The following is an 11,863-nucleotide window of genomic DNA, read 5'->3' on the forward strand; positions in this document are numbered from 1 at the left end:
TCATTTGTACCCGATGTATGGGTTTCTTCTGTTTTGCCATAATAAAAGGTCCTCCTATGATTTAAATTTTACCATAGAAGAACCTCTTCAATTACATATTTACAGAAAAAGTTTCACACTGCCGTTTTTCATTTCAGTGCTAACAGATATGCAGAACATAATGAAAGGCAGAACCATTACAAAACAAAAGTATGCCTATTGGAACCATGATATCCGCTTGGATCAACAAAGTTTACCACAATATCTGCTTGAAATGCTGCCGTTTTTTCATTATAGTAGCGAACAATATCATAATCTATGATTTCACAATTTTCATAAGAATTTTCTTCCAAAGTTTTTTTCCATAGTTCTGCATCTGAAATGTCAGGTGTTTTGTTTTTGCCAATGTTCAGATTTTCAATATTTTCCCGATCTCCTGTACATTTGATTGTTTTTACAGATTCCTGCACGATGGTAAGTTGATAACCATAATTAGTCTTATAGTCACCCAGATAGTAATCAATATCCAGGTAATGGATAGAAGGTGTATTTGCGGAAGTATATTCTGTGATAACAAAATCGGAAATAGTAAATTTAGGATCTATATTTTCTTTTATATATTTTTCGATGGAATCATATTGTTTGGATTCTGGAACGTATATCAAATTGTTATCGTTGCATAGGATATCCTTTCCACTTTCGTATATGATGGTATCTGTGGTTTCTGGTTTGCTTGTTTCGTCTGCTGTTGATGCATTGACGGATTTTTTATTGATTCGTATTGTATGGCTTTCCGAATCCCAAATGACTTCCAGATTTGTCAGAGCTGCAATATCCCTTATGGAGAAATAGGTATATCCGTTGATATGATAACAAGACAAAACTTCTTCGACTCCATCTACAATAACTGTTTGCTGTGTCAAAGTGCTTTGAAGGGGAGAAGTATCTTTTGTTACTTCATTTTTCGTAGTATTTAGATTATGTTCTTCCAAAGACAAAAGAACTACTTTGTTTATATGATCCCATTGGATTTTAAAATCGAATGCTTCGGCAATATCACGCAGTTTTATGTATGTTCTGTCATCGATTAAATAAGTAGAGATACTATTTAAAGATTCTGTTCCGCTTTCTGTTTTTGTTACGATCGGATACTTATTGGTAATTATGCTGGATGTCTTTGCAAAAGCTGATATAGGACAGCAAATTTGGACTGCAATCATACAGCCGGCAGCAAGCTTATATAATCTTTGATGGAAATGCCTGTTCATGATCATCACCTCTTGTTTGTATGCAAACCGCTATTTTCTTATTTCTATTATAACTGAATTTCTAATAAAAATCTCAACATTCTAAGCATTTTGTTTATTACGATGCTGATAAATTATACCCTGATGTACAAAATACTTGTATGCCTTTGAAACAATATGTAAAATGAAACTATGGAAAAGATAATTTGTTTTATGGCTGAAGGCAGAGGATTCATGAAAATAGCTTGATGAAACAAACGAGAATATCAATTAGGAAGACTTCTTTCTTCTATGCAGAAAGAATTGGATGGTGTTAGGAAAATTATACTAGACTGCGCGGAACCTGAAAAATAGGATTCTTTAGATAAGTTTTGACTGAAAGGATGATAGATCTTGGAACAGAGGATTCAGGAGGAACAGCTTGAAAAAATGCGTTTAAAAGCAAAGAATTTGGAGAAAGTTGTTGTCGTTTTATCTGTTGTCATGCTGCTTGTTTATATAGCAATTGGCTATTAGCTGGCGACTCAAGAAAATGGAATAGGTACCCTTTCTGGCATGAAAGCGGTTATTTTTATTGCGGAAATCATTTTTGTGGTAGCAGTTGTGGCAGTAGGAACAGGTTTGCTCTTATGGCTGATTATTGTAAAACATGCTTATGATAAGTTCAATTTAAGTTTTAAATCAAAGTATGTACAGCAAGTCATTAGTTCCATAGAAGGTTTTGAAAAACTTGAATATGTGCCAAAAGGCGGCTTTACATGGGATGATGTCAGAAATGCGGCAGCTGTAAATTGCGGTGATAAAAGATATTATGACAGTGAAGATTTGCTCATGGGAGAATATGAAAACATCAGATTTCAGATAAGCGACGTGTGTACACGTAAGATGGTTCGTATGAGCAAAAAGAATCGTGTTGAAGAAATATTCAGTGGACAGATGATTTGTTTGGACCAATTTGATGACACAAAGAGAAGCAATGGACATATTCAGATCTTTGAGAAAAAATTATATGTCCAACATGGTTAGTTGGAAGGCTGAAAATGAAATCCACACGGAGAATGAGATTTTTAATAGCCGTTTCAGTGTATTTGCACATGATGAACATAACGCATATTACATTTTGACGCCGCAGCGTATGGAAAAAATCATGTATTTTGCAGATGTCATGAATGGGCAAGTATCCTTTGTATTTCGGGACGAAAAGTTATTTGTGGCAGTCAGACGAGACAGTATGTTTGATGCAAGTATCGACGAGCCTGTTTCAAAGCAAACAAAGAATATTATAGAAGATGCGGAATTTATTCAAATGGCGAAGGAAATTCTGATTGCTTCATAATCGAATTGTTTTTTCAAAATAATAGCAGATAGAAAATGTAAAAGGGTGGGGGTCTATGAAATATTTTTTGGTGGCACTAATGCCTGCACTGATACCAATTGTGCTGTCGCTGGTTTTTGTTCTGGTTCTTCGTTCTATTTGTATTCGTATCCAAAGACCAAGGGGACAAAGAGGCGATACATATACACCATTATCACCAACGCTGCAATGGATGAATACAGCCGGTTCTATACTGCTGGCGACAAACGAAGGTGATTTCCGTTATATGGCAGGTATTTACTATCCAGGCAATGAAAATAAACCTGAAATTGTTGATTCTATAAAAAGATCTCTTTGGGATTATTGGGGCATACAGGGGCATGAAAGTGCTATGGATGCAATGACGCGTTTGGTTCATTCCGGTATGCGGGTATGGTATGGGGAGGAAATGGCAAAGTTGGAAATAATCTATCATGGCTATTCTGAAGAAGAATTGATTGAAGCAGCCAAACTGGAAAATCCAAAAGCCGATGAAGACAGTTTTCTTCCCAAAATGATGATGGCTTACAGAAGATATGGTGAAAATGCATTGCTTGGCTGGGATATGGGGCGTGCCGCGTATATCATACAGTGGTGTTACTTTGTGGGCTATGTTTCTATGGAAGAGGTTCTGGAGATTGGTGTAGAGGCTGGGAAAAAGGCGCAGCAATATTTTCAGAATTGGGAAGAAATGATGGAAAGTTATCTTCTGGGCGGACAATTCTGGCAGAGAGAAGATGCTTCAGATCCTAACTCCATGACAGCAAAACGCTGGAAGATATATGAGGTCCTTTGGAAAGGACAAAAGCCATACAAAATGATTCCGTATACAACCATTCCATTTGACACCCCTCTGTCTAAAGAGATTTTGACAGACAAATATGGTATTATGCCAGCGTATCAGAAACATTATAAAACAGAAAACAGTTAAAACAGGCAGGTGAAAAGTCATGGCGATGATTGAACAAAATATCAGTGGTGTCAAACTGGAAAAGCTGCGTCAAAAAGCGGTGAAGAAAACAAAGTTTTTGAAAAAAATGCCGAAGGTCGTTTTTGTTGTTTGTTTGCTTTTTGCCATGTTAAAGCCAAGAAATATCGGACTTTTTTTGATTTTGACCAGTGGGGAAGGTCTGGATTTTGGGACCATAGGCATTGGAATCATCATGATTTTAGGAGAGATTTTGTTGGCATTTTGCATAGCGGCAGCGGCTATGGGGTTTTATCTATTGTTGTCATGGAAAAAAACGTACAATGAATTTAACGATAATTATAAAAACAAGTACGCCTTACTGAAGATCAGAGAAGTTCCTGGATTTTCTAATTTAAAATATGCTGCAAAACAGGGCATCTCATTTGATGAGCTGACGAAAGTCGGTCTGTTGCCGGGACAGGCAAAATCATTTTATGAATCAGGCGATTATTTTGAAGGAGCCTATGAGGGAATCCGCTTTCGTGCAAGCAGCGTGGAAACTTATGAACCTGATAATTCCACATTGACGGTATTTGATGGACAGGTAATTGTTTTTTCAGCATTTCATGCATTTAAAACCAGTGAAACCGCTATTCAGATTTTCCCAAAGAAACAAAGTGGGAAGATGAAAGGATTGACCCTTCGGGAAAAAGTAGAAACAGAGAATGAAGCATTTAATAGCATGTTTTCTGTGTATGCTGAAAATGGACACAATGCGTTTTACATTCTGACACCGCAAGTCCTAGAAGATATTCTGGAATTTGCGAAAATCATCCAAAATCATGTTTACATTGTATTTTCTGACCAATCTATGTATTTGTGATGCGAGCAAATGCAAAATCCCTTTAATGCTATTGTAGATCTGCTCATAGAAGAACAAAGCAAGAACATCGTTATGGCAACAGAAGTTATACGAAAAGCAAAAGAAATGCTGATACATATAGAGAACCAATCAGGAAAGGAATGATTTTATGTATACATTTTTTTGTAACTTTTCTTCATTGAGCAGAAAGGATGCCGGAGATTGGGTATCCAATTGCAGCAAGCTGGCAGATGAGGCATTTCTAAACAGCAGTAATCAAACAAGACTTTTGGGGAATCTCCTTGTGCTGGAACAATATATGCATACACTGGAGCAAGGACTGCAGGAAAATGGAGAGGAACCGCTTCCTATTACCTATCAGTCCATACAGATGCTTTGGGACTATTTAGATGGAAAGATAAAACCCTCCGATTTTGCAGACTTTGCCAATGCTCTTTATGCCTGCGTTCTGGAGTTTATGGTTGGTGAGGAATTAACAGAGGAGCAGGCTGCGTTTTATGACAATCATTTTCCAGAAGGTAATGATAATCTGGTACAGTGGGAGATCTTGTGCTGGGCTTCTTTTTTGATGTTGGAGCTGTTGTCCATTTATGGAGAACGTCTTGACTTTGATGAGTTTGAAAGCTGTGATGCTGTTGATTTTGTAGAAATTGATGAGATGCTGAATGGGCTGAATGATGCCTGCATAGACTTTGCAGGGGTGGAATGTCCTTCTTCTTATGCGAAAGATGTTATAAAAGCAATGGAAGATGTGTATGAAACGCCGCTGTTCCAGTCTATCGTGCTCCAAATTCAAAAAGGGCTGAAAGATGCACTGGAAGCAGCACCGGATGATTATGCAAAACTGAGAGCGGAATACCAACAGTATTCCATTATCCCGCAGGAATTTGCAGCGGATTTGATGGAATACTAAGGGGAAATATTATTTCAGAAAGGTCTAACTGATTTATGTGAAGCAGTTAGACCTTTTTCTTTTATAAATCAAATTTGGTGATAGTGTGATTTCGTGGAATTACTATACATTACGAAAAAATTGTGCTATACTTTCTTCTGCATTTATATAATCGGCAGTTTGAAATGTATGTTTCATCTGCCGGACTGGTTCGTGAACTTCCCAGTATAAAAAACCAAGTATCTCAATCTCGCATTCGGGTATTCCCGTTTCTGCGGGAACCGATGCGAAAAACAGAATCGGAAAGGAGATTGGAGAATGAATGCAAAAAAAGTAATAATTGATTGTGATCCCGGCATAGATGATGTGCTGGCGCTGCTGTTAGCACTGCGGTCGCCGGAACTGGATGTGTTGGGAATCACGGTGGTGTGCGGAAATGTTCCGACAACGCAGGGGGCAGAAAATGCCTTGAAAGTCCTATCGCTATTGGATCGGCTGGATGTGCCCGTGTATCTGGGGGAAACAAAACCTCTTGTGCGAGATTATGTGGACGCTACAGATACCCATGGTGCAGATGGACTTGGCGAAAGTTTTCTGCCGAATGTGATAGATGTGCGCCCCAAAGAAGGTGCTATTCAATTTCTGGCACAGACACTGTCAGAACAGAAAGATGTATCTATCATTGCCCTGGGTCCTCTCACAAACATTGCACGACTGATTCAGGATTATTCTGCGTGCCTTGAGGGGCTGAGTGAACTGGTGACAATGGGCGGCAGCTACAAAAGTCATGGGAATTGTTCCCCGGTAGCGGAATACAATTACTGGTGTGACCCTGATGCAGCAAAGGCAGTATATGAAGCCTTTGAAAGCCATCCGGCTTTGCGTCAGAAACAGATTCAAATGATTGGTTTGGATGTGACCAGAGAAATTGTATTGACACCCAATCTGGTTGCGTACATGACCTGTTTGTCTCAGGAAATCGGAAACTTTATTCGCAATATTACACGTTTTTATTTTGACTTCCATTGGAAACAGGAAGGTGTCATTGGCTGTGTCATCAATGATCCCCTTGCAGTTGCTTATTGTATCGATCATAGCCTGTGCAAGGGATTTTCGGCTTATACCACAGTGGAAACAGCCGGAATATCATTGGGTCAGACAGTGGTAGACACCTATGATTTCTGGAAAAAAGAAAAAAACAGTCATATTTTAACTGAAACAGACCCTTATCGTTTCATGACCTTTTTCATCACCCATGTATTTGGTGCAGATGCGTCAGATGTACGACATGTTCTGCGACAAAATATGGTGGAAGACGCTGGCAAACGTGTTTGGATGCCAAAAGATGAAGAAGTACCTGTAGAAATGGTGAAAGGGGATGTTGTAAAATGAGAAAAATTACGGTTATGCAGATTTGTTTTTTGGGAATTGCTACAGCTTTGAATGTGGTGGGAGCCAATATCGCATTATTGCTCCGGCTTCCGATCTATTTGGATTCCTTGGGAACGGTTTTATCGGCAGTTATGCTAGGTCCTGTTTATGGTATGGTTCCGGGCATTCTAAGCGGTGTCATCAGTGGATGCACCAGTGATATTTACTCATTTTATTACATTCCTGTGCAGATGGTTGTAGGGGTTATGGCTGGTATTTTCTATCAGAAAATCAGACCAAACGGCAGACAATTCTGGAAAGTGTTATTGACAGCACTTTGTGTTTCCCTGCCTGGTACTGTTGTCAGTTCTGTCATTACGGCAGCTGTTTTTGGCGGCATTACATCATCAGGTTCCAGTCTACTGGTGCAGCTTTTGCATGCAGGTGGACTTGGGATGACAGCCAGTGTTTGCGTTGTGCAGGCAATCACCGATTATTTGGATCGTATTGTCATTGTGTTCTGCACAGTGATGCTTTATGGCATGCTGCCCGCTTCTCTGAAACAAAAGGTACAGAAAGGAAATTCCCATGGAACGATATAATGAAATTACAAACAAAAATCAACGGGAAATCGTGTTGCTTCAGGGACGCCCCTGTGCCTGGGGAAAATGCGTTTTCTGCGATTATATAGCGGATAATTCAAAAGACAAAGATGCGATGGTGCGCCTCAATCATGAAGTGCTTTCCCGTGTAACAGGAAAATATGGCGTATTGGAAGTCATCAATTCTGGAAGCTGTTTTGAACTTCCCGAAGAAACATTAGAAGAAATCCGGAATTTAATTCATGAAAAGAAGATTCAGAAATTGTTTTTCGAAGCCCATTGGATGTACCGGCATCAATTGCAGCGTATGCGAGAATATATGGGTATTCCCATTATTTTCAAAATTGGTGTGGAAACATTTGATTGGGATTTTCGGGAAAATTATCTGAATAAGCATGCTGACTTTACATCACCGGAAGAAGTCAGGGCATATTTTGAATCTCCTTGCTTGATGGTAGGCATCAAAGGGCAGACAAAAGAGATAATTGCCAGAGATATTGAGTTTTTGAAAAAGTATTTCCCACTGGGAACCGTCAATGTATTTACCAATAACAGTACATCAGTAAAACGGGACGAAGAATTAGTTGCATGGTTTATGGAAACATATCAATGGCTTTTGGACGATCCATCTGTGGAAGTCCTTTATGAAAAAACGGACTTTGGTGTTGGAGATTAAAGCATATCATTATTATATATAAAAAAGGCAGACAAGTAGCTTCCCATTAAGAAAACGTTGGTTTTCGTTTTATTGATTTCTTAAGGGGAATTACGACTGCTGTCTTCAAAAGAAAATATACCCAATAATATCTCAGTAAAAATAAGAAAGCTGGAATCCTTTGTTTGATGAGGATTTCAGCTTTCTTTGTTTTCTTATGAAGATGCCCCTAAATTTGTCTGCCTTTTCTTTATGCGTTTGTTTCTGCAGGAGCTTCTGTTTCTTCCATACAACGACGGAAGAATTTCTTTTGATAGAACATGAAATAGATGATAAACAGCACTGCTGTGAAGCCCCAGGAGATAGGGTAACTCATCAAAATGGTTGTAACGCTCAAATGGGTTCTTACAAAAATGAAGATCCACAAAATACGCAGTACGCAAACACCACCGCAAGTCATCAACATAGGAACGACCACGTTACCCATACCACGCAGGGAACTGGACAATATTTCGATGAAGATAAAGAGTGCATAGGATGGTGCGATAATGTGGATGATCTGCATGCCGATTTCGATAACTTCCTGGTCTGATGTGAAAAGACGCAGAAGATATGGACCAGCCAAAAGCATGACAGTTGTCAGCAGCAGAGAAGCAATCAAGTCCATGAGCAAACATACTTTGATGCTCTTTTTCATACGGTCAAATTTACGTGCGCCATAATTCTGACCAATGAATGTAATGATGGAAACGCTGAATGCACCGGAAATCATCCAATAGATTGCGTCAATTTTTGCAAAAGCTGTATGAGCTGCAACGGTTTCTGTACCCAGACTATTTAAAGATGTCTGGATGATGATATTGGAAATACCATACATAACAGACTGCAGTCCAGCAGGAAGTCCAATGGTGATGATGGCAATGAGCAAACTTTTGTAAAAACGAATCTTGTTTGGACGCAGCCGATAGATGTCTACAGACTTAGTCAATGAAAGAATGACCAGTAATGCACTGACAGCCTGAGAAATCACTGTTGCAAAGGCGGCACCTTTTACCCCCAATTTCAAATAAACAACAAAAAGAATATCCAAAAAGATGTTTAAAAAGCAGCAAACGATCAAAAAATAAAGGGGACGTTTGGAATCACCAACAGCACGCAGGATACCGGAACCGATATTATAGACAAAAACAAAAATGATACCGGCGAAATAAATGCGCAGATACATGGTAGAACCTTCGATAACATCTGCAGGGGTATTCATCATTTTCAATAAGGATGGAGTTAATAAAATTCCCGCAATACCAGTCACAATACCGCCCACAATGGACAGTGCAATGGCTGTATGAAGTGCATTATTCAGCTTGATTCGGTCTCTAGCGCCATAATAACGGGCAATGATGACAGTGGCACCGGATGCAAGACCAACGAAGAAGTTTACAACCAGGTTTACAATCTGCCCTGTAGAGCCGCCTACGGCAGCCAAAGCCTGTGTACCGACAAAACGACCTACGACAACGGTGTCTGCTGTGTTATATAATTGTTGAAACAATGTACCTAATAATATAGGAAAAAAGAAAAATAGCAGCTGTTTCCAAATAACGCCTTCTGTAATTTGATTTTTCGACATTGCTGTGACACGCATAACGGTTCTCCTTTACGAATAGCAAATTTTATTTACTAATGTAATACGAATTATCCTACAGAGCAATACTTTTTTCAGAAAAATACAATTGCGCTCTTGTGACTTTTTAGAAAAGTGCTATGATACAAATGAATGGAGGCGGAATATGTATGCAAACCATTGAACAAGCTCTGGAAAAATTATCCAAATCAAACTTCAGAAGTAAATTTTATCTAAAAGAAGCAGATTTTTCTTATATAGAACGAGTCGGTATGGAGAAAATTGCACAGCATGCCAAGGAATTTGTAAAAGAGCGATTGGCGCCGGCAAATCCCAAAAACGATGGGAAACAAACGCCTATGAAAGGGCATCCAATTTTCGTGGCACAACACGCTACAGCATGCTGTTGCAGGGGATGTTTAAACAAGTGGTATGGTGTGAAAATGGGTGTACCACTGTCAGAAGTGCAGCAGCAAAAGATTGTAAATTTATTGATGGCGTGGACAGAAAAACAAGTGAAACAGCACATGCATAATGTTTTTGTAAAAGAACAAGCAAATGAAAATATGAAATTGTGAAGGAAGAAATGTTATGATATAATGGATGGCGGATGAAGTACATTTGTGTGTAGTACAAGGAAAATACATTTATGATAAAGGAGTTTCTATGAGAGGAATTTACACATCAGTTATTGATATTCGAAGAAAAGTATTTACAGAAGTTGCTCGCCTTGCCTATGAAGGCGGCGATTATGCCAAAAAAATTGAACTGTTACCATTTAAAATTTTGCCTGGTGAATTGGCATCTTACAGAGAAAGCATTTTTCTGGAACGTGCTATCATTGGGGAACGGCTGCGTCTTGCCATTGGTCTGCCGGTGCGAACAGCAGCAGAGTCTGCCCCTGTTTCTGATGGGATCGAAGAAAGTGCCATTGCACGTAAGTATTACGATCCACCGCTGATTAATATCATCAAATTTGCTTGTCATGCGTGTCCAGAAAATAAAGTTTTGACAACCAATGGATGTCAGGGCTGTCTGGCGCATCCCTGTACAGAAGTATGCCCGAAAGATGCCATTCATATGGTCAATGGACGTTCTGTCATCGATCAGGATAAATGTATTCAGTGCGGCAGATGTATCGATGTATGTCCCTATAATGCGATTATCCACCAGAAGCGCCCTTGTGCGGCTGCCTGCGGTATTGATGCCATCAGTTCTGACCAGTATGGACGAGCAAAAATCGACTATGACAAATGTGTTTCCTGCGGGATGTGTCTGGTAAATTGTCCTTTTGGCGCTATTGTTGATAAAGGGCAGATTTTCCAAATGATTCAGGCTATGAAAGAAGGACATCGTGTATATGCGGCAGTAGCACCTGCCTTTGTGGGACAGTTTGGTCCTAAAGTAACGCCAGGAAAACTTCGTTCTGCGATGAAAGCCCTTGGTTTTACTGATGTTATTGAAGTTGCAGTGGGCGCTGACTTGTGTGCAACAGACGAAGCGAAAGACTTTATGGAAAATGTGCCCGATAAACTGCCTTTTATGGCAACATCCTGCTGCCCGGCTTGGTCAGTGATGGCGAAGAAACTTTTCCCAGAATTTAAAGACTGTGTTTCCATGACATTGACACCTATGGTACTGACAGGGCGTCTGATTAAGTTGAAAGATCCGGAGGCAAAAGTTGTTTTTATTGGTCCATGTGCAGCGAAAAAACTGGAAGCCAGCAGAAAAAGCGTGCGCAGTGACATTGACTTTGTACTGACATTTGAAGAAATGATGGGCGTTTTTGAAGCGAAAAACATTGATTTGGAAGCAATGGAAGAAGAAAAGGAAGTTTCTGAAGCAAGTCGTGACGGACGAAACTTTGCCATTGCAGGCGGTGTTGCAGAAGCCGTTGTAAATTGCATCAAAAAGATGTATCCAGATCAGGAAATCAAAGTGGAAAGCGCGCAAGGTCTGCGTGAGTGCAAAAAATTGATGACACTGGCAAAAGCAGGAAAATATAATGGTTACCTGCTGGAAGGAATGGCGTGTCCCGGCGGATGTGTAGCTGGTGCCGGCACCTTGCAGGCTATTAATAAGTCTACCATGGCAGTCAAACAATATGCCACCAGTGCGGACTATCAATACTGTTGTGATACGGATTATCTGAAAGATTTGGAAGAGTTAGGAAAATGATTTAAATATAGAAAGAAGTCAGAAAACCATTTATTCGGTTTCTGAGAGGGTATGAAGAAAAGTCTGTAAATAAGATTCTTCTATGATAAGACTGGGTGGAATGCTTTGAAATGAAGCACTCCACCTTTGTTTTATATATACCATCCAAAAGATGGCATGTCAATAACAGGC

13 protein-coding genes and 1 riboswitch are annotated in these 11,863 nt (G+C 39.6%); of the genes, 11 read left to right on the forward strand and 2 right to left on the reverse strand.

All coding sequences use genetic code 11. From position 1 onward, the window contains the following. Positions 1-176 precede the first annotated feature (176 nt). On the reverse strand, positions 177-1,247 hold the full coding sequence (locus INF29_RS12610; protein ID WP_193486985.1) for a copper amine oxidase N-terminal domain-containing protein: 1,071 nt from the start codon (positions 1,245-1,247) through the stop codon (positions 177-179). Positions 1,248-1,619: 372 nt separating this feature from the next. On the opposite strand from INF29_RS12610, the gene INF29_RS14970 reads away from it, so the two are divergent. The 9 genes from INF29_RS14970 (at position 1,620) to INF29_RS12650 (ending at position 7,914) form a co-directional block, all read left to right on the forward strand. Beyond that, entirely contained in the window at positions 1,620-1,742 is a 123-nt protein-coding gene (locus INF29_RS14970; protein ID WP_272872661.1) for a hypothetical protein, read from the forward strand. A 39-nt stretch (positions 1,743-1,781) separates the two neighbouring features. Further along, on the forward strand, positions 1,782-2,252 hold the full coding sequence (locus INF29_RS12615) for a hypothetical protein (RefSeq protein ID WP_193486987.1): 471 nt from the start codon (positions 1,782-1,784) through the stop codon (positions 2,250-2,252). Beyond that, complete coding sequence (locus INF29_RS12620) at positions 2,236-2,562, forward strand: DUF3137 domain-containing protein (protein WP_193486989.1); 327 nt, start codon at positions 2,236-2,238, stop codon at positions 2,560-2,562. Before INF29_RS12615 ends, INF29_RS12620 begins: the two co-directional genes overlap by 17 nt. A 55-nt stretch (positions 2,563-2,617) precedes the next feature. Beyond that, the gene (locus INF29_RS12625; protein WP_193486991.1) at positions 2,618-3,511 is read left to right on the forward strand and encodes a DUF1266 domain-containing protein; all 894 of its coding nucleotides are present in this window, start codon (positions 2,618-2,620) and stop codon (positions 3,509-3,511) included. A gap of 19 nt (positions 3,512-3,530) precedes the next feature. Then, complete coding sequence (locus INF29_RS12630) at positions 3,531-4,373, forward strand: DUF3137 domain-containing protein (RefSeq protein WP_193486993.1); 843 nt, start codon at positions 3,531-3,533, stop codon at positions 4,371-4,373. Positions 4,374-4,521: 148 nt separating this feature from the next. Then, on the forward strand, positions 4,522-5,286 hold the full coding sequence (locus tag INF29_RS12635; RefSeq protein ID WP_193486995.1) for a hypothetical protein: 765 nt from the start codon (positions 4,522-4,524) through the stop codon (positions 5,284-5,286). Between the two features lie 179 nt (positions 5,287-5,465). Then, a riboswitch (PreQ1 riboswitch) is annotated at positions 5,466-5,510 on the forward strand. Positions 5,511-5,583: 73 nt separating this feature from the next. After that, the gene (locus INF29_RS12640) at positions 5,584-6,657 is read left to right on the forward strand and encodes a nucleoside hydrolase (protein ID WP_193486997.1); all 1,074 of its coding nucleotides are present in this window, start codon (positions 5,584-5,586) and stop codon (positions 6,655-6,657) included. Next, positions 6,654-7,238: an ECF transporter S component gene (locus INF29_RS12645; protein ID WP_193486999.1), complete on the forward strand. Its 585-nt coding sequence runs from the start codon at positions 6,654-6,656 to the stop codon at positions 7,236-7,238. The genes INF29_RS12640 and INF29_RS12645 overlap by 4 nt, the downstream gene beginning before the upstream one ends. After that, complete coding sequence (locus tag INF29_RS12650; RefSeq protein WP_193487001.1) at positions 7,225-7,914, forward strand: radical SAM protein; 690 nt, start codon at positions 7,225-7,227, stop codon at positions 7,912-7,914. Before INF29_RS12645 ends, INF29_RS12650 begins: the two co-directional genes overlap by 14 nt. Positions 7,915-8,143: 229 nt before the next feature. On the opposite strand, the gene INF29_RS12655 is transcribed toward INF29_RS12650, so the two are convergent. Then, positions 8,144-9,535: an MATE family efflux transporter gene (locus INF29_RS12655; RefSeq protein ID WP_072853441.1), complete on the reverse strand. Its 1,392-nt coding sequence runs from the start codon at positions 9,533-9,535 to the stop codon at positions 8,144-8,146. Positions 9,536-9,684: 149 nt separating this feature from the next. Here INF29_RS12655 and INF29_RS12660 point away from each other — a divergent pair, with 149 nt between their 5' ends. Both INF29_RS12660 and INF29_RS12665 read left to right on the forward strand, forming a co-directional pair. Further along, positions 9,685-10,092, forward strand: coding sequence for a DUF4186 domain-containing protein (locus INF29_RS12660; RefSeq protein WP_072853443.1), 408 nt, complete (start codon positions 9,685-9,687; stop codon positions 10,090-10,092). Between the two features lie 88 nt (positions 10,093-10,180). After that, positions 10,181-11,692 (forward strand): 4Fe-4S dicluster domain-containing protein, encoded by a 1,512-nt coding sequence (locus tag INF29_RS12665; RefSeq protein WP_193487003.1) that lies wholly within the window; start codon positions 10,181-10,183, stop codon positions 11,690-11,692. Positions 11,693-11,863 lie beyond the last annotated feature (171 nt).

Origin of the sequence: Anaerotignum lactatifermentans (assembly GCF_014982935.1) — a bacterium.
Taxonomy (GTDB): Bacteria; Bacillota; Clostridia; order Lachnospirales; family Anaerotignaceae; genus Anaerotignum; species Anaerotignum lactatifermentans.